Annotated in this window: 18 protein-coding genes, 3 pseudogenes and 1 other annotated feature; of the genes and pseudogenes, 16 read left to right on the forward strand and 5 right to left on the reverse strand. The window is 60.9% G+C overall.

Going from position 1 to position 19,982, the window contains the following annotated elements; genetic code table 11:
- The first annotated feature begins 51 nt into the window (after positions 1-51).
- The 3 genes and pseudogenes from V4R08_RS15975 (at position 52) to V4R08_RS15985 (ending at position 968) form a co-directional block, all read left to right on the forward strand.
- Positions 52-408, forward strand: coding sequence for an SHOCT domain-containing protein (locus V4R08_RS15975; protein WP_335580378.1), 357 nt, complete (start codon positions 52-54; stop codon positions 406-408).
- Between the two features lie 48 nt (positions 409-456).
- Positions 457-675, forward strand: a pseudogene (locus V4R08_RS15980) (DsrE/DsrF/TusD sulfur relay family protein); the annotation flags it as partial.
- Between the two features lie 152 nt (positions 676-827).
- Positions 828-968, forward strand: coding sequence for a hypothetical protein (locus V4R08_RS15985; protein WP_335580558.1), 141 nt, complete (start codon positions 828-830; stop codon positions 966-968).
- Positions 969-1,581: 613 nt separating this feature from the next.
- On the opposite strand, the pseudogene V4R08_RS15990 reads toward V4R08_RS15985, so the two are convergent.
- A pseudogene (locus V4R08_RS15990) lies at positions 1,582-1,848 on the reverse strand (ISL3 family transposase); the annotation flags it as partial.
- Between V4R08_RS15990 and V4R08_RS15995 the strand changes: the two are divergent.
- From V4R08_RS15995 to V4R08_RS16020, 6 genes are all read left to right on the forward strand, one after another.
- Positions 1,748-2,041: a response regulator gene (locus tag V4R08_RS15995; RefSeq protein WP_335580379.1), complete on the forward strand. Its 294-nt coding sequence runs from the start codon at positions 1,748-1,750 to the stop codon at positions 2,039-2,041. The pseudogene V4R08_RS15990 and the gene V4R08_RS15995 overlap by 101 nt on opposite strands.
- A 365-nt stretch (positions 2,042-2,406) precedes the next feature.
- Positions 2,407-2,562 (forward strand): hypothetical protein, encoded by a 156-nt coding sequence (locus tag V4R08_RS16000; RefSeq protein WP_335580380.1) that lies wholly within the window; start codon positions 2,407-2,409, stop codon positions 2,560-2,562.
- Positions 2,563-2,939: 377 nt separating this feature from the next.
- A complete protein-coding gene (locus tag V4R08_RS16005; protein WP_335580381.1) occupies positions 2,940-4,073 on the forward strand; it encodes an efflux RND transporter periplasmic adaptor subunit in 1,134 nt (377 codons plus the stop codon).
- 2 nt (positions 4,074-4,075) lie between these two features.
- The gene (locus V4R08_RS16010) at positions 4,076-7,153 is read left to right on the forward strand and encodes an efflux RND transporter permease subunit (RefSeq protein ID WP_335580382.1); all 3,078 of its coding nucleotides are present in this window, start codon (positions 4,076-4,078) and stop codon (positions 7,151-7,153) included.
- On the forward strand, positions 7,150-7,473 hold the full coding sequence (locus V4R08_RS16015) for a DUF3240 family protein (RefSeq protein WP_335580383.1): 324 nt from the start codon (positions 7,150-7,152) through the stop codon (positions 7,471-7,473). Before V4R08_RS16010 ends, V4R08_RS16015 begins: the two co-directional genes overlap by 4 nt.
- Before the next feature lie 478 nt (positions 7,474-7,951).
- Positions 7,952-8,668, forward strand: coding sequence for a cytochrome b/b6 domain-containing protein (locus V4R08_RS16020; RefSeq protein ID WP_335580384.1), 717 nt, complete (start codon positions 7,952-7,954; stop codon positions 8,666-8,668).
- A gap of 59 nt (positions 8,669-8,727) precedes the next feature.
- Here V4R08_RS16020 and istB read toward each other — a convergent pair whose 3' ends face one another.
- Both istB and istA read right to left on the reverse strand, forming a co-directional pair.
- Positions 8,728-9,489 carry an IS21-like element helper ATPase IstB gene (gene istB / locus V4R08_RS16025; RefSeq protein WP_335578154.1) on the reverse strand — a complete coding sequence of 254 codons (762 nt, stop codon included), beginning with the start codon at positions 9,487-9,489 and terminating at the stop codon, positions 8,728-8,730.
- A 15-nt stretch (positions 9,490-9,504) separates the two neighbouring features.
- Positions 9,505-11,043: an IS21 family transposase gene (gene istA / locus V4R08_RS16030; protein WP_335578153.1), complete on the reverse strand. Its 1,539-nt coding sequence runs from the start codon at positions 11,041-11,043 to the stop codon at positions 9,505-9,507.
- On the opposite strand from istA, the gene V4R08_RS16035 reads away from it, so the two are divergent.
- Both V4R08_RS16035 and V4R08_RS16040 read left to right on the forward strand, forming a co-directional pair.
- Positions 10,964-11,317, forward strand: coding sequence for a hypothetical protein (locus tag V4R08_RS16035; RefSeq protein WP_335580559.1), 354 nt, complete (start codon positions 10,964-10,966; stop codon positions 11,315-11,317). The two genes, istA and V4R08_RS16035, sit on opposite strands and share 80 nt — an antisense overlap.
- Positions 11,318-11,322: 5 nt before the next feature.
- Positions 11,323-12,018 (forward strand): VIT1/CCC1 transporter family protein, encoded by a 696-nt coding sequence (locus V4R08_RS16040; protein WP_335580385.1) that lies wholly within the window; start codon positions 11,323-11,325, stop codon positions 12,016-12,018.
- A gap of 271 nt (positions 12,019-12,289) precedes the next feature.
- Here the strand turns inward: V4R08_RS16040 and V4R08_RS16045 are convergent.
- Together V4R08_RS16045 and V4R08_RS16050 are read right to left on the reverse strand one after the other, a co-directional pair.
- Positions 12,290-12,942: pseudogene (locus tag V4R08_RS16045) on the reverse strand (IS3 family transposase); the annotation flags it as partial.
- Positions 12,566-12,682 (reverse strand) — a sequence feature (AL1L pseudoknot). It overlaps the preceding pseudogene by 117 nt.
- A gap of 86 nt (positions 12,943-13,028) precedes the next feature.
- On the reverse strand, positions 13,029-13,394 hold the full coding sequence (locus V4R08_RS16050) for an ArsR/SmtB family transcription factor (protein WP_335580386.1): 366 nt from the start codon (positions 13,392-13,394) through the stop codon (positions 13,029-13,031).
- Positions 13,395-13,519: 125 nt separating this feature from the next.
- On the opposite strand from V4R08_RS16050, the gene V4R08_RS16055 reads away from it, so the two are divergent.
- The 5 genes from V4R08_RS16055 to V4R08_RS16075 all read left to right on the forward strand — a co-directional run bounded on the left by V4R08_RS16055 (position 13,520) and on the right by V4R08_RS16075 (position 19,774).
- Complete coding sequence (locus tag V4R08_RS16055) at positions 13,520-14,812, forward strand: NAD(P)/FAD-dependent oxidoreductase (RefSeq protein WP_335580387.1); 1,293 nt, start codon at positions 13,520-13,522, stop codon at positions 14,810-14,812.
- A 29-nt stretch (positions 14,813-14,841) separates the two neighbouring features.
- Positions 14,842-15,045 carry a YgaP family membrane protein gene (locus V4R08_RS16060; RefSeq protein ID WP_335580388.1) on the forward strand — a complete coding sequence of 68 codons (204 nt, stop codon included), beginning with the start codon at positions 14,842-14,844 and terminating at the stop codon, positions 15,043-15,045.
- A gap of 65 nt (positions 15,046-15,110) precedes the next feature.
- Positions 15,111-16,124, forward strand: a complete 1,014-nt coding sequence (locus tag V4R08_RS16065; RefSeq protein WP_442935700.1) for an efflux RND transporter periplasmic adaptor subunit — start codon at positions 15,111-15,113, stop codon at positions 16,122-16,124.
- On the forward strand, positions 16,121-19,378 hold the full coding sequence (locus V4R08_RS16070) for an efflux RND transporter permease subunit (RefSeq protein WP_335580390.1): 3,258 nt from the start codon (positions 16,121-16,123) through the stop codon (positions 19,376-19,378). Before V4R08_RS16065 ends, V4R08_RS16070 begins: the two co-directional genes overlap by 4 nt.
- A gap of 9 nt (positions 19,379-19,387) precedes the next feature.
- A complete protein-coding gene (locus V4R08_RS16075) occupies positions 19,388-19,774 on the forward strand; it encodes a DUF302 domain-containing protein (protein ID WP_335580391.1) in 387 nt (128 codons plus the stop codon).
- Positions 19,775-19,982 lie beyond the last annotated feature (208 nt).

Genomic DNA, 19,982 nt, shown 5'->3' on the forward strand with positions numbered 1-19,982 from the left:
GCGAGCCGACCGGCGAAGTAGAGTGGGTTTCTTCGATGATGGAGCAAGCCGATGCAGAAAGTCTTGGTCCAAGCGGTCGCTGTGCTCTGTCTCCTACCCGGTTCAGTATGGGCGCAGGCGCCGTCAGATGCCGAACGCTACTACGGCTGGCATCAACATATGATGGGGTGGGGCGGAGGATGGTACGCCATGATCTTCGGTCCGTTGTTCATGATCCTTTTTCTCGCAGTCCTGGTTGCCCTCGCGATTATCCTCGTTCGCTGGTTGCGCGCGCCATGGCCAGGGACATATCCGCCACACCAACTGCCGCCCGCACGCACGCCGCTTGATATCCTGATGGAGCGCTTTGCGCGCGGCGAGATCGACAAAGCGGAATTCGAGGACCGGCGGCGCGTTCTTGGCGAGTGACTCGACGCGCCCGCCTCCAAGCTCGCTTAGTTGGAAATGGGAACGCCCATGCAGGTTCTGCTGATACTGAACGACCCATCCTACGGCACCGAGCGGACCTACAATGGCTTGCGCCTCGCTCTCGCTCTCGCCAAGAACGATCCAGCGACCACCGTGACGGTATTCTTGATGGCTGACGCGGTCGTGGCCACAAAGTCGGACCAGAAAACGCCGGACGGCTACTACAATGTTGAACGCATGCTGAAGGGCGTTCTCGCGGCTAAAGGACAAGTCCTGCTTTGCGGCACCTGCATGGACGCCCGCGGGCTCACTGATGCCGAGATACTCAGTGGCCTGAGACGCGCACCATGGTCGAACTCGCGACCCTTACCGCGTCCGCTGAGAAGGTGTTGGTATTTTGAACCACCCGAGGAGCTAGTATGCCGCCGATCTATCTCGACTACAACGCAAGCACGCCGGTGGATCCGGCAGATGTCAGGCAACAAGGCGCGCATTCGAAGCGGCATGTGCACGTCTTTGTCATAGATGGTCATCACAGGCGCTGGCCGAATGACACGTGAAAAATTCTCTCGGTGGGAGGGTCGAATGATCGTCCGCATCCTCTTATTGGCATGTTCTCTTCTACTTGCGAGCGAGCTGCCGGCGGCAAGCTTTCCATCTAAGGATGATCCCTGGAATCCCCACCACATAGATGCACTGCCCCCCGACATCCGCCACTATATAGCGATAATCTGCAAGGGACCGGCCAGGGCGCAGCATGATTTCGCAACCTATTCTCCAACTGAGAGGCGTTGGCGAATAAACCTCGAATATCTTCGATGCGATGGCCTCCGCGATTTCCGACGAGGGCACCAATGCGTCGACGTAGACTTTATCCAGGTTGGTTCACGGTTCCGGCTTTCCACAAAACAATACCGTGAATGCGGCTTCTGAAGCGGAGCCGCATCGCGTCGGCTACGAACCTTCGCAATCATTGCGCTCGCATCCCAATCCGTCCCGTTCTGATTGGATTGCAGAGTTGATAGTCAGAGATGTAGCCCCGGGCAACGGTGCACCGTCCAGCGCATTTCGCAAAAGCGGGACAGGTGTTTCGCTAAATCGCGGACAGCGTGGCTGGGGCTAACTTTTGGTTGCCTGATTGTCAAATCGCATCCAAGTGCGACCCCTTTTCGCGCCCCGAAGGACCTGGCGGACACGATTGCGACTGTGGCTTGTTTTGCGAACGATCTGCTTGATTGCCGCGCCATCCTTGGCGAGCGCCAAGATGATGGCAATGGTCTCCTCACGTCGCAAGTAACTCTCGTATTGCAGTCGTTCCGCGCAGGTCAGTAGTTCTGGATTGATCGTCGTTGCGCCGATCGCTGCACGGATCGGACGCATCGATTTACGGACGGCGCTCAAGAAAGCCGCGCTCGCGTTTTCCATAAGATGCCAACGATCAAATGCCGACGAAGCGTTTGCGATATTGGAAAACCGCTCGGACACTGCGCTGCTTTACCCGGACATCCAAATGGACGGCTTAGACCTTGCGCGAACCGTCCATGACCGATGGCCGGCCATCGAGATCATTTTGGTGTCCGGACAGGTGGAAATGTCTGAGCGCGAAAGACCCGCCAACAGTCGCTTCTATTAGAAGCCGTTTGCCATGAAGTAGATGCTGGAAGGATTGCAAGTGATCATTTCATCTCGATGAACGGCGCGCTTTAACTTCACAAATCGACCAAGGCCCGTCTCGAATAGATATCATGATGCAATTGCAATGAGTGGCGATCGATCCAGACTCTTGAAGGTTGGAGAGTATGTCTATTGGGAAAGCCGCAAGACAGATCGGGGCAAGATCGACTTGAGCGCCGTCAAGATACGTTGGGACAATTGGCTCACGAATTCGATTTGCCAAAACGACATGACCAACGTGGCATTGGCGCACGTAAAATCCTAAGCGTGGGTGTGAGCGGACTTACTTGGAGCTTATCACCGCGAAATCGAACGAGATCATTTATGGCAATTCCGACGATTGAAAAGCGAGAGGAATACGTCGGCTACGCCGAGCATTGCGTGAAGCTGGCAAGACAAACAAAAGATCCGGAATCCCGGCGCATTCTGCGAGAGATGGCCGCGGAATGGCTAAAACTGGTAGACAAGACCTACCACTAGCTGCGGCTTTGCTGATTGGCAGGGAGGCATTCGTGCAAGGCAGCCAACAGCGCGGCCGTAACGTGGTTTGGCGACGAGAAGCCCGGCAGCATTCGTCGTTTGCGAATCATTCGCGACAGGGACGCAAGCAGGAACGAACTGCAGAGGCGCAAAAACATGAATTCGATCGATCACGTGAGTATCCAACCTAACAGATCGTAGCTGACAATTCGCCGACATGGATCAGCGACCTGTCAGGCCCCTTGGAGCAGTGTCGCTCACGCCAGCCACAACTGCGGACTTGGTTGACACAAATCAACCGTCCGAGGGCTGAGCGAAATAACAATAACCGGAGAGAAACTAAGTCGGTGGTCGCCGGCACACATGGAACACTGACAATGCACCACCGTCAGGCGAGCTCGTGTCTGCGCTCTTGGCACAGTTCGGCTCGAACCATTCTTGCATTGGCCTTTATCGGCCTGTCGTCGATATCCGTGGCCGAGGACGCGGTGAAACTCAGCCCGGAACAGGCAACGAGCCTCGGCGTTCGGGTCGTTCGTCCCGTTGCAAGCCCGACCGACAAGACCCTGCCCTATCCCGCCCAGATCGTGATCCCTACGCCGCAATTGTGGGTCGTGAGCAGCCCGGTAGCCGGCATGGTGACTAATCTTTCAGTGGCGCGGGGCGACCGCGTTATCGCTGGACAGCCGCTCGCCATTATGGAGAGCCCAAGCTTCGTCTCCCAGCAACGCGACTACCTGCAGGCTGTGGGGCAGGAAGTTCTGACCGCCCAACAGCTTACCCGCAATACCCAGCTGTTCAAGAGCAATGCGGTGCCGCAACGTGTTCTGGAGTCCAGCCAGACCGAAGGCCGGCTGGCCAGCATCGTGGTTGCGGAGCGGCGGCAGATGCTTCGGCTCAGCGGACTTTCCGACGACGCTATCTCAAAACTGACCAGCGAGGCTGCCATCAACGCGACCCTCACGGTTGCCGCCCCGCGGTCGGCGACCGTCGTGGACATCATGGTTTCTCCCGGTCAACGGGTGGAGCAAACGACTTCGCTGATCAAGCTCGCACAGCTATCTCCGCTATGGGTCGAGATCGCCGTACCTGCATCGAACATCCGCGCCATCCGTCCAGGCGCGAAGGTGGAAGTTGACGGCTATGCCACGCCAGGCCAGGTCGTGCTGGTTTCCGAGACCGCCGATGCCGCTACCCAAACCGTGTTGGTCCGCGCAGAGGTGCCCAACACCGGCGAACTGCGGCCCGGGCAGACGGCCGAGGCGCGTATCGGCTTCGCGTCCTCGGCCGAAAGCGCCTGGGAGCTTCCCTACAGCGCACTGATCCGGCGCGGCGAGCAGGCGTCGGTGTTCGTGGCAACACCCGGCGGCTTCCGTCTCGTGCCGGTCACGCTGCTGGAGGAGGACCAGGACCATGTCGTGGTCTCCGGCGCGATCACAGACCAGGACGAAGTCGCCGTCGGCGGCATCTCCGCGTTGCGTGGAATCCTGCTCAAGCTTGGAGCCGGCTAGTTATGCTCGAGCGCCTTGTCGCATTTGCGCTTTCCCAGCGGCTGTTCGTCGCGCTTGGCGTTCTTCTTTTGATCGGCGCCGGAGTGGTGATGTTGCCGAGCCTGCCGATCGACGCGTTTCCGGATGTCTCGCCCGTCCAGGTCAAGGTCATCATGAAGGCGCCGGGCCTCACCCCGGAAGAGGTCGAACAGCGGATCACCGTGCCGATCGAACTTGAACTGCTCGGCTTGCCCAACAAGGAGATCCTTCGCTCCACCACAAAATACGCGCTCGCTGACATCACTGTCGATTTTGAGGACGGCACCGACATCTACTGGGCGCGCAACCAGGTCTCCGAACGTCTATCCAACATCGCGCGCGACCTGCCGGAGGGCGTGAGCGGCGGGCTGGCTCCGATCACGAGCCCACTCGGTGAAATGTTCATGTTCACCATCGACAGTCCGGATCTGTCGCTTGCCGAGCGGCGCAGCCTACTTGATTGGGTAATTCGTCCCGCGCTGCGAACGGTGCCCGGCGTCGCCGACGTCAACTCGCTTGGCGGCTATGTCCGGGCTTTCGAGATCGTTCCGCTCAGCGATGCGCTTGCGGCCCACGGCATCTCCTATGACTTGTTTCGGCGTGCCATTGAGGCGAACAGCCGCAATGACGGCGCCGGACGTGTCAATCAGGGCGAAGACAGCGCTCTTGTGCTTATCGAGGGTAGCATTCGCACCATCAGCGACATCAGGCAAATCGTTGTCGACACCAAGGGTGGCGTTCCGATCCGGGTCAAGGACATTGCCCGCGTTCAGGTGGGCTCGCTGACCCGCTATGGTGCCGTCACCGCGGATGGTCACGGCGAAACGGTCGAAGGACTTGTCCTTGGGTTGCGGGGCGCCAATGCCCGCCAACTAATAAGCGACGTACGCGCACGCCTTGACGAGCTCAAGCCGTGGCTGCCCCAGGGCGTCACCATCACCGTGTTCTATGACCGCAGCCGGCTGGTCGATCGCGCCGTCGGAACCGTCATCCGAGCGCTTGGTGAGGCAACCCTCCTGGTCATTGTTTTGTTGCTCCTGTTTCTGGGCAATTGGCGAGCCTCGTTGGTGATCGCGCTGAGCCTGCCGCTCGCGATCGTCATCGCGCTGATCATCATGCGCATGGTGGGCATGTCGGCCAACCTGATGAGTCTCGGCGGCCTTGCCATCGCAATCGGCATGCTGATCGACGCCATGGTGGTGGTCGTCGAGAACGTCGTTGGCAATCTCAGCAAGGAACCGCAGGGAAAGGCCGCGCCGCTCGTCCATATCATTTTCCGCTCGGTTTCTGAGGTGCTGCAGCCCGTCGCATCCGGGGTGCTCATCATCATGATCGTTTTCGTACCGCTGCTGACGCTACAGGGACTTGAGGGCAAGCTGTTTATCCCTGTCGCGCTCGCGATCATATTCGCGCTAGGCGCCTCGCTACTGTTGGCGCTCACGGTTATTCCCGTGGCGACCTCGTTTCTGCTCAAGAACGCTTCGCACCACGAGCCGTGGCTGATCCGCACCGCGTCGCGCCTGTATGCGCCTGCACTTAACTGGGCCCTGAACAATGAGCGTAAGGTGATTATCGCCGCGCTGGTTGCTCTGGCTGCTGCGGGCTACGCCTACACCCAGCTCGGCAAGACATTCATGCCGACCATGGATGAAGGCGATATTATCGTCAGCGTCGAGGCGCTGCCGTCCATCAATCTCGATGAGATGATTGCGATCAACACGAGGCTTCAGTCCGCGATCCTTGCGAAAGTGCCTGATGTGATAGGTATCGTGGCCCGGACCGGATCCGACGAACTCGGCCTGGACCCGATGGGACCCAACCAGACCGATACATTCCTAGTCCTGAAACCCGCGGGAGAGCGGAAGACGGCCGACAAACCAGCTCTGATTGAGGAGCTACGGCACGTGCTGGCCGATTTCCCGGGGCTGTCGCTCAGCTTTACGCAGCCGATCGACATGCGCGTGCAGGAGATGATCAGCGGCGTGCGCGGCGATGTCGCGGTGAAGATTTTCGGGTCTGACATCGCCAAGCTCAACGAGATTGCCAGCAGACTGTCAGCCATCCTGTCCAGCATCGACGGCGCCGAGGATGTCTACACCACGCTCAATGAGGGCGCGCAATATTACACGATTGTCGTGAACCGCATGGAGGCAGGACGTCTCGGCCTGACGGTGGACGCGATCTCCAACTCGCTGCGCACCCAAATCGAAGGCCGCACGATCGGCACGGTGCTGGAAGAAGGACGCCGCACTCCGATCCTGGTCCGCGGCAGCAAGACCACGCGGGAGGCGCCCACCCTGCTGGCTAGCCTGCCATTGACGCTGCCCACCGGTCAGCACGTCGCGCTATCGCAGGTCGCCCGCATTCATCGCGTCGACGGTCCCGTCGTGGTCAACCGCGAGAACGGATACCGAATGAGCGTCGTACGCGCCAATGTGCGCGGCCGCGATATGGTCGGCTTCGTCGAGACCGCCCGCCAAAAGGTTGCGGCGGAGTTGCCATTGCCCCAAGGCTACCGGCTCACCTGGGGCGGCCAATTCGAAAATCAGCAACGCGCCGCCGCACGGCTCTCGATCGTGGTGCCGGTTGCAATCGGCCTCATCTTCGTGCTGCTGTTCACAACGTTCGGCTCGATCCGCCAGGCGCTGTTGGTGCTGGCCAACATCCCGTTCGCGGTCATTGGCGGTGTCTTTGCGCTGGTCCTGACGGGCGAGTATCTCTCGGTTCCAGCCTCCGTCGGGTTCATCGCGCTGCTCGGCATTGCAGTCCTCAACGGCGTCGTGCTGGTGTCCTATTTCAACCAGCTCCGCGCCCATGGCATGCCCGAGGGACGGATTGTCGTTGACGGCGCCAAGCGGAGGCTTCGACCCGTCTTGATGACGGCAAGCATTACCGCCCTGGGCCTCATCCCGCTGCTATTTGCCACCGGGCCGGGATCGGAAATTCAGCGCCCGTTGGCCATCGTGGTGATTGGTGGTCTTGTCTCGTCGACGGCTTTGACGCTGATCCTGCTGCCTATCCTCTATCGCCGGTTTGGCGGCGTCGCCAAGGAGCTCAAATGAGTGCCGAACTGGTCTGCCTCACGTTGATTGCCGCGCGATCGCTTCGCGATGAGTTGTTCGACTATCTCAATGAACAGCGCGATCTCGTTTCTGGCTTCACGGCCTCCGATGTCGCGGGACATGGCCCCGACGTTCGATTGCAGACATCGGCTGAACGGGTTAAGGGCCATGACGACGAGCTTATGGTGCGGACAATTCTTCGGGTTCAAGACGCGGCACAGTTGCTCGATCGTCTGAAAATGGACCTCGCTGGATCGAGGATAGTCTATTGGACCATGCCGGTTTCAAAATTTGGCGTGATCGGCATCCCGACGCGATAAATCCGCGCCGATATCGAACTTCGCGCTCCTACGCCCTATCTCAGGCGACGAGCGAGGTACCACCAGAGGCAAAGCGCTTCAGCACGGCGAAAATCCGTGTCGGCACCGACTTGGTCTCCGATTCTCATTATTCCGCGCTTACGGATCGCATCCGCATACTTCGGGTCAGCGTTAATGACTAAATCGAGGTCCGCGATCGCACGATCCAGCAGTCCCTCGTGACCAAAGGCTGCTGCGGCCCGAGCCAAATGCCGCAAGATCATCTTGCCCCTGTCGTAAATCTCAGCACGAACACTTCATGTGCTCGACCTGCTTGATTGTATTAACGACCTGCCGATCGTCTATACGGCTGCCCCTGCATGTTAGGCATGCCAGGTCGCTTCGTTGATGGAAATCAACCTTTGGAAGACATTCTTGTGTAATTCTTGTGTGAGAGCCTACTCGAACGCGACAAGCCGCAATAGTAAGGAGTGCCTCAATGTCCCGGACGCCCTCTGAGGAATATCGTGCCTACAATGTATGGGACGCCCCGACGCGGTGGTTCCACTGGATTAACGCACTCGCCGTGCTCGGCTTGATAAGCGTCGGAGTTATGCTGCTGAACGATGATGCGCTTGGACTTTCGGTCGGCGGCAAAGTCCAGCTCAAGCAGATCCACGTGGCGCTGGGTTACGTCATGGCATTGAATTTAATTTGGCGCTTTGTTTGGGCCTTTCTCGGCAACCGCTATGCGCGATGGCGTGCGATGTTGCCCTACGGGCCTGGCTACTGGGGCGCATTGCGCAGCTATGCCACTGCTTTCCTTTCCGGCGAGCCGCAACAATATGTTGGGCACAATCCGGCGGCGCGCATCGCAATCGTACTCATACTGTTTCTGCTCCTCCTTCAGATCGCTACCGGACTAATCCTGGCTGGAACTGACTTGTTCTGGCCGCCGTTCGGCAAATGGTTCGCGGGCTGGGTTGCTGCGCCCGGTTTGGATTCGGCGTTGGTTTCGCCACTGGCTTCGAATACGATGGACCAAGCTGCATATAAGGCAATGCGCGCCTTCCGGTCCCCCATTGTGACGGTCCACTTATATGCGTTCTATGCGCTTGCGGCCGTCATCTTGACTCATCTCGTTGCGGTGATCGTTGCGCATTTCGGTGATCGTGAGCGGCGATTTCACTCGATGGTGAGCGCTCGTTTCATTTGATCGTGAGCAGACATTTCAGGCGATCATGAGCAGCCGCTTTGGCCGACTTGGTGATTGGTTCAGGGGTTCGCGGCTTCGTCAAGCGTTCTGTTTCGCGCGTTCTGTTTTCGCATGCTTTCTCCGCTGAGTTGGAGGCGGTGGGCGTTGTGAACGAGGCGGTCCAGGATGGCGTCGCCCAATGTTGGGTCGCCGATGACGGCGTGCCATTGATCGACCGGGACCTGGCTGGTGACGACGGTGGAGGCGCGACCGTGGCGATCATCGAGGATCTCGAGAAGGTCGCGTCGCTCTGACGGGTTGAGCACCGACAGGCCCCAATCGTCGAGTACCAGCAGCTGCACGCGGCTGATGGTTTTGAGCAGGCGGCCATAGCGGCCGTCGCCGCGGGCCAGCGCGAGCGCCTCGAACAGGCGGGGCACGCGATGGTATTGGACCGATCGATTGTCGCGACAGGCCTTGTGGCCAAGTGCACAGGCAATCCAACTTTTGCCGAGCCCGGTTGCCCCGGTGATCAGCAGGTTCTGATGACGGGCGATCCAATCGCCGGCGATCAATTTGGCGAACACAGCGCGATCGATGCCGCGCGGCGTGCGCAGGTCGATATCTTCCACGCATGCGTTTTGCCGAAGGGCTGCGAATTTGAGGCGGGTGGTGAGACGTTTGGTGTCGCGCTCTGCGGCCTCGCGATCAACCAGCAAGCCGACGCGCTCCTCGAACGACAGCGCGTTGAGATCGGGTGATCGTCGTTGTTCCTCCATGGCCTTGGCCATGCCGGTCAAGCCGAGCGTGATCAGCCGTTCGTGGGTAGGATGTGTCAGCATAGGGATCTCCAGGGTTCAGTGGAAATAGTCCTGACCGCGGATGTTGCCGTGGCGCAGGGGGTGGTCGTCGGTTGCCTCGTCGAGGAATGCGCGATCCAGTCCGTTCTTGAGGATCGAACGGATCGAGGCGACGGAATGCGCCTTGATCAGGATGCCGCGCCGGCAGGCGGCGTCGATGCGGGCATCGTCGTAGCTCCTGGTCAGCGCCAGGATGCCGAGGCAGGTGCGAAAGCCTTGTTCTGGATGCGGCCGGGCCGCGATGACGGCCTGGAAAAACGCCGCGGTCGATGGGCCGATCTTCTCGCCGGCGGCGATCAGCCCTCCCGGCGTCCACTTGCCGTAGCGGCGATGCGCGCTCGGCATGTGGTCGGCAATTGTGGTGTGGCCGCGCCGGTTCGGCGCACGCGGGTGGCTGGCAATCCTCTGGCCCTTGTGGAAGATCTCGACCGTCTTGTCGGTGATGCGAACATCGACGAGTTCACGGATCAGGCGATACGGCGTGGAATACCAATGGCCATCGACCTCGACGTGATAATCGGGGGCGACGCGGCAACGCTTCCAGCGCGCAAAGACATAGGGCTGCTCCGGCAACTCCCCCAGCTTGGGACGGTCGACCTCGGCAAACAGTTCGGCACGGCTGGTGCCGAATCCGCGCATCTGCCGGGCGTTGAGCTCGACAACCAGGGTACGAATCGCAGCATTCAGCTCTGCCAGGGAAAAGAACCGTTGATTGCGCAGGCGCGCCAAAATCCAGCGCTGTGCGATCTGGACGGCGACCTCGACCTTGGCCTTGTCCTTCGGTCGTCTCGGCCTCGCCGCAAGGATCGCGGTGCCGTAATGACCGGCCATCTCGGCATAGGTTCGGTTGATCCCGGGATCGTAGCGATCGGGGTTGGTCACGGCGGCCTTGAGATTATCGCAGACCACGAACTTCGGCACGCCGCCGAGATACCTGAACAGGTTGGTATGCACGCCGATCCAGTCGGACAGGCTCTCGCTTGGGCAAGCCTCGGCGTAGGTGTAGTTCGAGGCTCCCATCGCCGCGACGAACAGCTTCATGGCGTGCGCTTCGCCGGTGATCGGATCGACGACGTCGATGGTGTCGCCGGCAAAATCAACGAACACCTTCTCCCCGCCGATGTGGGTCTGGCGCATCGACGGGCGCACGCGGTTCTTCCAGGCCTCGAAGGTCGTGCAAAACCAGGTGTAGCCAAAGCCGTCCGGATTGGCGGCGCGATACTCTTCCCAGAGCAGCAGGCGCGTCACGCTGCGGCGGCGAAGCTCCTTCTCGACAAAAGCCCAGTCCGGTATCGGGCGCCGGTCGCTTTGCGACGCTGACGCCGGTGCCGGGAATAGCAACAGTTCCAAGCCATCGTCGTCCATTCCTTCCGGAAGTGGCCAGGCGAGCCCCGCCAGGCGCGCTCGCCGCACGTAGCCATGGACCACGCCATTACTCACCCCCAAGGTCCGCGCGATGACCCGCTCGGTCAACCCTTGGTGCCTCAAACGTAAAACTTCTCTGATCCGGCGCATCGACAATCTCTCGGTAGGCATCGGGCTTCCTCATCGGTTGAATGAGGAACCCGTAACCCGGTTGAGTTTGTCGGCCGAAGCGTCAGGCACCCGCGAAAGGGGTGCTCACGATCGCCTGAAATCGCTGCTCACGATCCCGCGAAATCCCTGCTCACGATCATCTGAAATCGGTGCTCACGATCCCGCGAAACACGCAGTGATCGTGACCGAGATACATGAGGGCGGAGGTATTACGTCGGCGATGTTTACTGGCCGCAAGATTCTCAACCGCCCGCCGCAAGACTTCGGAAAATAAGAAGAATGCATCCCCTTCACCGTGAGGCGCACCTCATTGAGCGTATCGGCTGGCTGCGCGCCGCGGTTCTGGGCGCGAATGATGGAATTATCTCTACGGCGAGCCTTGTTGTCGGCGTTGCCGCAGCGGCAAGTTCGCATAGTGAGGTGCTAGTTGCCGGCGCTGCCGGCCTCGTCGCCGGCGCTGCTTCGATGGCCGCTGGAGAGTATGTCTCCGTGAGCTCGCAGGCCGATACAGAGGCCGCCGATCTAGCGCGAGAACGACGCGAGCTTGCGGAGCAGCCGGCAGCAGAACTCGATGAGCTAACGCACATTTATATCGAGCGCGGGGTCGAACCCTCGCTGGCCTGCCAAGTCGCAGAGCAGCTGATGGCAAGGGATGCATTTGCGGCGCACGCTCGGGATGAATTGGGTCTGTCGGCACACATCGTCGCTCGTCCGGTTCAAGCTGCTTTGACCTCGGCGGCGACTTTTTCAATGGGTGCTGCATTGCCGCTGTTGATCGCAGTGTTTTCGTCGTTGGTGCAAATCCCGTGGGTGGTGTCGGGAGGTTCACTCGTTACGCTCGCGATTTTAGGGGCTATTGGAGCTCAGACGGGTGGAGCTGGCATCTTCAAGCCGACGCTGCGAGTCACCTTTTGGGGCGCCGTCGCCATGAGCACGACCGCTGCTATCGGTCGCCTTGTAGGTCATGCTGTTTAGGCGCTGTAATGACGGCGCGCTTATGAAACAGTAGACGGTTCGGCTAAGCGCACTTTCCATCCGGCGCAATTCTGGGCCTTTTGACCGGTCAGCCATTCGAACACGAAGCGCAGGATGTTCAGCCTGCCTGGCCACATCCTGCAACTTGGAGCCAGAGCCGTTCCTACCTTTCGACCTTACTTGTTGCCCTCGGCCTTGCCCGACTACTCTCCTGGCTGGTTTCGTGCGAATTCGCATGGCATGCCCCTTCGGGTGGTCGATGTTGAATGCACGGACATGGCGCGGCCTTGTCTTGCACCGTGGTTCGGACCGGCTTGCCACGGATGACGCCCTGGAGACCGAGGTTGGCCATCAGCCGCTCGACCGTGCAGCGGGCCACGGCAAAGCCTTCGCGCAGCATCTGCCTCCAGACCTTGCGCGCGCCATAAACCTCGAAGTTCCCGGCGAAGACGCGCTCGATCTCGGGCTTCAGTTCCAGGTCCCGCTTCGCCCGTGCCGACAGCTTCTCGGGATCGGCGCGTTTGGCGACATGGTCGTGGTAGGTCGACGGGGCGATCGGCAGCACCTTGCAGATCGGCTCGACCCCATGCGCCTCGCGGTGATCGTCGATGAACGCGATCATAGCTTGAACCGGCGGTCGAGCTCCGCCTGGGCAAAATACGCAGATGCCTTGCGCAGGATCTCGTTGGCCTGCCGAAGCTTACGGTTCTCCCGTTCAAGGGCCTTCAGCTTCGCGGCCATGTCCGTCGGTACGCCGGCTCGCTTGCCGGCGTCGACCTCGGCCTTCTTCACCCACTCGTTCAGCGTCTGGCCCGTGCAGCCTATCTTGGCCGCAATCGAACTGATCGCATCCCACCGCGAGGGATGTTCATGCTCGTGATCCAGCACTAACGGCGGCGACGCCGATGAGCAGCGTCCGGACAGACGAGGTCAGCGAAAGCGCGTTTGCCCTATCTTCGATCCTCGCCTTATCTAGGGGAAGGTTCTCGTGCTAGGGAACGGTTGCGCGATCATCTCTTCGATTGGCCGCCGCGCGAGCCCCCGGCTGGTGCGCAGAAGGCTGAATGCAACGCATCCACAACGGTCAAAACCTCCGGCCGTGTGATGGAATAGTAGACCGTCGTCCCCTCGCGGCGGGCTTCGACGAGTCCGTCCGATCTAAGCCGCATGAGTTGCTGCGACATTGGCACCTGCTCGATCCCGAGCTCCTGACGCAGTTCGGCCACTGACCTCTCACCATCCACCAGGGCGCAGAGCACCAGCAGGCGCTGTGGATGGGACAGGCTTCGCATCAGCACCGCTGCCGATTCCGCCGCCGGCATCATGTCCGCTACATTCATGTTATTGAATTTATGTTCCTTGAATGTTAGATGCAAGCTGCCCGGCCTTCCGAGAGACGGGCGCAAGGTTCAAAGGGATAATTTGCTCCTGCCTTGAACCAGATCAAGACGGAATGCGCGATGTCAGGGGAAACTCAACGAATAAATCGGAGGAATAGTCCATGTCTCACGTTGTCGTTCTCGGTGCGGGCCTCGGTGGAACTATCATGGCCTATGAGATGAAGACCAAGCTGCGGCGCGATGATCGTCTCACCGTCGTCAATCTCGGGTCGACTTATTCGTTTGTGCCTTCGAATCCTTGGGTTGCAGTCGGCTGGAGACAGCCGGCAGATATTGAAGTCGACCTTGCCCCGGTGCTGAAACAGAGAGGCATCGAATTGCGGCCGGAGGGAGCCAAACGCGTCGAGCCGAGCGAAAATCAGATTCAACTCAACGACGGCACATCTATCCATTACGACTACTTGATCATTGCCACCGGGCCGGACCTTGCCTTCGATGAGGTGCCGGGACTCGGCCCGAAAGCCCATACCCAGTCCGTCTGTCAGACTGACCATGCTCTCCAGGCCAAAACCGCGTTCGACAAACTCGTCAAGACGCCGGGACCGGTGGTGATCGGCGCCGTGCAAGGCGCATCTTGCTACGGCCCGGCCTACGAATTCGCCTTCATCCTTGACACTGCCTTGCGCAAAGCGCGCGTCCGCGATCGCGTACCGATGACCTTCGTGACGCCGGAACCCTATATCGGTCATCTTGGGCTCGACGGTGTCGGCGATACCAAGGGGCTGATCGAAAGCGCGATGCGCGACCGCCACATCAAGTGGATCACCAATGCGCGCACGAAAAAAGCCGAGGCCGACAAACTCATCGTCGAGGAAGTCAACGACGACGGCTCGGTCAAGGCGACGCACGAACTGCCGTTCGTCTTCTCCATGCTGCTGCCGGCTTTCCGAGGCGTTTCGGCCGTTCATGGCATCGAGGGTCTGACCAACCCGCGCGGCTTTATCGTGATCGATAAGCACCAGCGCAACCCGGCCTTCCCGAATATTTTCGGGGTCGGCGTTTGTGTCGCCATTCCGCCGGTCGGCAAGACGCCGCTTGCGGTGGGCGTGCCGAAGACCGGTTTCATGATCGAATCCATGGTCACCGCCACGGCGGAGAACATTGCTTCGCTCCTCAAAGGCGAGCAGCCGAAGGCGATCGCAACCTGGAACGCGGTCTGCCTCGCCGACTTCGGCGATGATGGCATCGCTTTCGTTGCACAGCCACAAATCCCACCGCGCAACGTCAACTGGTCGTCGCAGGGCAAATGGGTCCACGCAGCCAAGATCGGCTTTGAGAAGTACTTCCTGCGCAAGATCCGGCAGGGCAAGGCCGAGACCTTCTACGAAAACCTCGTCCTCGACATTCTTGGGATTAAGAAACTGAAGGAAATTCACGTGGAAACGGCCGAATAGGCGCAGTCTTCAAACAAAAGGAAACGACAATGACAATCGATCGCGCCGTGATGATGTTTGCCGGCTTCATGGTTCTCGTGTCGCTAGGGCTCGGCCTCTACGTGTCGCCCTGGTGGTACCTGCTCACGGCCTTCGTCGGGCTGAATCTGATCCAGGCGTCGATGACAGGATTCTGCCCGGCGGCCATGGTCTTCAGGAGGCTCGGCTGTCCCGCAGGCGTCGCGTTCAAATAAAGGCAAGCCTTCTTCATCCGATGGTCGGGCAAAACCTGAGATCGCCCGTGAAAGTTGCACGCTCCATGTATCGACCGATCTTGTGCTTCCTGACAGCCATTCTCGCCGGTGGCGCAATCATCGGCGCGACGGCGACTGAGGCCGGCGAATTCGTCGTCAAGGCCACGACGATTCCCGAGATGAAGGCCGTGTTCGGCCAGGTCGAAAGTCGTATCGTGGTGCCGGCGCGCGCGCGCATCGGCGGCTCGGTTCGGGAGCTCCGCATCAGCCAGGGCGACGAGGTCAAAGAAGGGCAGGCAATCGCCGTCATTGTCGACGACAAGCTCGCGCTCCAGCTCAACGCTGCCGATGCCAAGGTCGAGGCGCTCAACTCGCAGCTCGCCAATACACGCGTCCAGCTTGAAAGGGCGCAGCAGCTCCGGGCGAGCGGAGCAGGCACGCAGGTCAACCTTGATCAGGCCAAGATGCAGTTCGAGGTCGCAACCAACCAGGTCGCGGCGGCCAAGGCGGAGAAGACCGTCATCGAGCAGAGCGCGCGCGAGGGCACCGTCTTCGCGCCGGCAACGGGCCGGGTGCTCACCGTCCCCGTCACGCTCGGTTCGGTTATCCTGCCCGGCGAGGACATCGCCCGCATCGCGCCGGGGCCGTATTATCTGCGGCTATCGTTGCCGGAACGCCACGCCGGAGAAATCGTTCAGGGCTCTGACGTGCTGGTCGGCGCTCGTGGACTCTCGACTGCGCCAGACGGGCTTCCCGCCGCGCACCGCGGCCGCATCGTCAAGGTCTATCCGGAGATCGTCAATGGGCGCGTGATCGCGGATGTCGAGGTCGAAGGGATCGGCGATTACTTCGTCAACGAGCGCACGCTGGTGTCGATCCCGGTCGGCAAGCGCAGGGTGGTCGCCGTCCCGCCTCAGGCGATCCGGACGATGCATGGCATCGACTACGTGCGCCTTGTCACGCCCACCGGAGGAATGGACGTCGCCGTCATTCTCGGCGAGGCCGTCGAAGAGGACGGCCAAAGGCGCACAGAGATTCTCACGGGCCTGCACGACGGCGACCGGATCGTGCTGCCATGAAGCTTGGACTCGCCGGCAATCTCACCCGCGCCTTCATCGCTTCTCCGTTGACGCCGCTGTTCCTGCTCGCATCCCTTGCGCTCGGGCTTGTGGCGCTGATCTCGCTGCCGCGCGAGGAAGAGCCGCAGATATCCGTACCTATGGTCGATATCCATGTCGCCGCCAACGGGCTGAAGGCCGAGGACGCCGTGAAGCTCGTCACCGAGCCGCTGGAAACGATCGTCAAGAGCATTGATGGGGTGGAGCACCTCTACTCGCAGACCCAAGACGACGGCACCGTGGTGACGGCGCGGTTCAAGGTCGGCACCAATTCGGACGCCGCCATTCTTCGCGTGCACGAGAAGGTCCGGGCCAACATGAACCGGATCCCGGTCGGGATTCCGGAGCCGCTCATCGTCGGCCGCGGCATCGACGACGTGGCGATCGTGGTCGTCACGCTGCGTCCGACGACGGCGGCAGCGTCCCGATGGACTGCGAACGGGCTGACGCGGCTCGCCCGCGAGCTGCAGGTCGAGGTGTCCAAGCTGCCCGACGTCGGCCTCACCTACATCGTCGGCGAGCAGCCGGAGCAGTTTCGCGTCGAACCCGATCCGGAAAAGCTCTCGCTCTACGGCATCACCCTTCAGCAGCTTGCCGCCAAGATCGAAGGCGCCAACCGTTCGTTCCGCATCGGCACGGTGAGGGAGGACACGCAGCAGCGCGCGATCGTCGCCGGGCAAACCCTGCAGGCGTTGCCCGAGATCGGCAACATCCTGCTCACCGCGCGCGACGGCCGTCCGGTCTATGTCCGCGACGTCGCCAATGTCGTGCTTGCGACCTCGCCGGCCGAAAACCGCGTCACTGACATCCGCAAAACGACGGATGCCGGCCTTGAAGGCGCGCCCGCCGTTTCGCTCGCCATCGCCAAGCGTCCCGGCACCAATGCGGTGGTGATTGCCGACGAGATCGTGCGGCAGCTGGAGCAGGCGCGCGGCCAGATCTTTCCGGCGGATGTCGAGATGACGGTCACGCGCAACTACGGCGAAACGGCGAACGAGAAGGCTAACGAACTTCTGTTCCATCTCGGCCTCGCCACTGTATCGATCGTTGTGCTGGTCGCCGTCGCCATCGGCTGGCGGGAAGCGCTCGTGGTCGCGGTGGTGATCCCGACCACGATCCTGCTCACGCTGTTCGCCTCCTGGATCATGGGCTACACGCTCAACCGCGTCAGCCTGTTCGCTCTGATCTTCTCCATCGGCATTCTGGTGGACGACGCCATCGTGGTGATCGAGAACATCGCCCGCCACTGGGCGATGCGCGACGGCCGCTCGCGCGCGCAGGCCGCGATCGACGCGGTCGCCGAGGTCGGCAATCCGACCGTCGTCGCGACGCTGACGGTGGTGGCGGCGCTGCTGCCGATGCTGTTCGTGTCCGGCATGATGGGGCCCTATATGAGCCCGATTCCGGCCAATGCCTCGGCGGCGATGCTGTTCTCCTTCTTCGTCGCCGTTATCCTGACGCCATGGCTGATGATGAAGTTCGGCGGTGGCCATGCGGGCGGCGGTCACGAGGATGCGGGCGGCGGCCGTCTCGGCCGGATTTACGTTGCGGTCGCAAGGCCCATCCTTGCTGCCCGCTGGCGGTCCTGGACTTTTCTTCTGGTCGTCGGCTTTGCCACGCTGGCCTCGCTCGGACTGATCTACACCAGGCATGTCACGGTGAAACTCCTGCCCTTCGACAACAAAGCCAATCTCCAGGTCGTGCTCGACCTGCCGAAGGGCTCGTCTATCGAGGACACCGACCGGACGCTGCAGGCGATGGTCGATCGCCTGGCATCCGTGCCAGAAATCGTGTCGTTCCAGACCTACGCCGGCACGGCTGCGCCGTTCGATTTCAACGGGCTGGTGCGGCACTATTATCTCCGCTCCGGTCCCGAGCAAGGCGATATCGCCGTGAACCTGCTCGCGAAAGGCGACCGCGCGCGCGCCAGCCACGCCATCGCGCTTGAACTCAGGCAGCGCCTGAGCGGTCTCGACCTGCCGAAGAACACCGTCGTGAAGGTGGTCGAGCCGCCTCCGGGGCCGCCGGTGCTCGGCACGCTGCTCGCGGAGATCTACGGTCCCGATCCGGACACCCGGCGCGCGGTGGCCGCCAAAGTGCGCGCGGCGTTCAAGAGCGTGCCGTTCATCGTCGATGTCGACGACAGCTATCACAACCAGGCTGAGCGCGTGCGCGTCGCGATCAATCAGGACAATCTCGAATATTACAAGGTCGAGCAATCGGACGTTTACGACACCCTGCGCGATCTCTATGGCGGCACCACGGTGGGCTATTCCCAGCGCGGCGGAGGGCGCTATCCGATCGCCATCCGCCTCGCGCTGCCCAAGGCGAACGCGGTGATGGATGCGCGCGCGCTGACGACGCCGGTGCCCGCCAACGCGCTACCCGGCGGCCGCGGGGTGGTCGAACTCGGCGATGTTGTTAGTGTCTCCCATGAGCCGGCGTCCTATCCAATCTTCCGGCACAATGGCCGCCCCGCCGAAATGGTGCTGGCGGAACTCGCCGGCGCCTACGAAGCACCGATCTACGGCATGCTCGCGGTGCGCGACGCGATCGATCGGATCGACTGGGGCAGCCTGCCAAAGCCCGTGATCGCACTGCACGGTCAACCGGACAACGAAACGTACCCGACCCTGCTTTGGGACGGCGAATGGGAGGTGACCTGGGTGACCTTCCGCGATATGGGCGCAGCTTTCATGGTGGCGATCCTCGGCATCTACATTCTGGTGGTTGCGCAGTTTGGCTCGTTCAAGCTGCCGCTCGTCATCCTGACGCCGATCCCGCTCACCTTCATTGGTATCATGCTTGGCCACTGGCTGTTCAATGCGCCCTTCACGGCGACCTCCATGATCGGCTTCATCGCGCTCGCCGGCATTATCGTGCGCAACTCGATCCTGCTGGTGGATTTCATCCGCCATGCGCGCCGGCCCGACCGGCCGTTGACCGACGTGCTGCTGGAAGCGGGCGCAATCCGCTTCAAGCCGATCCTCTTGACCGCGATCGCCGCCATGATCGGCGCAGCCGTCATCCTCGCCGACCCGATCTTCCAGGGGCTCGCGATTTCGCTCCTGTTCGGTCTGGCATCATCGACGGCGCTGACCGTGCTCGTCATCCCCGCAATTTATGTCGTGCTGAGAGGAGACCGGCAGCCGGGTCAGGGCCGGCAAACACCAACGCCTGCTGAGTTGCCGGCTCAGCATCAACCTGAAACATAGGAGACCACCATGAGTTACTATTTTGCGAAAACACTTCATTGTTCTTTCGACGAGGCCATGCAACGGGCGACGGACGCGCTCAAGCAAGCTGGCTTCGGTATCATCACCGAAATCGACGTGAAGGAGACGCTAAAGAAGAAGCTCGACGTGAATTTCCGCAACTATCATATCCTCGGTGCTTGCAATCCAGCTATGGCGCGCGAGGCTTTGGAGATTGAGGATAAGATTGGCACGATGCTGCCTTGTAACGTCATCGTTCAGGATATCGGCCGCGGTGATATTGAAGTCGCCGCCATCGATCCTGTCGCATCAATGGTTGCGGTCGACAATCCCACGCTGAAGGTACCAGCCGGAAAGGTGCGCGATATGCTGAAAGCGGTCGTCGATATTCTGTAGGAAGCCTTTTGGTTGCGCGCTCATCCAGCCCATGTCCTGGCGCTTTTAGCTGACGCTCCGGCGCAATCTGAAAGTCAAGTTTCTCGATCTGGTAAACGTTATCCGGCGATCGCTAAAGTCGTTCGGCAGGTCGAACGTATGACTTTCGAGCAGCGCGCAGCGATAGCAGGCGGCGCTTCGGTGACCCGGTTGATGGGCGCGATGATGA

Origin of the sequence: Nitrobacter sp. NHB1, from assembly GCF_036964665.1 — a bacterium.
In the GTDB taxonomy this organism is placed as follows: Bacteria; Pseudomonadota; Alphaproteobacteria; order Rhizobiales; family Xanthobacteraceae; genus Nitrobacter.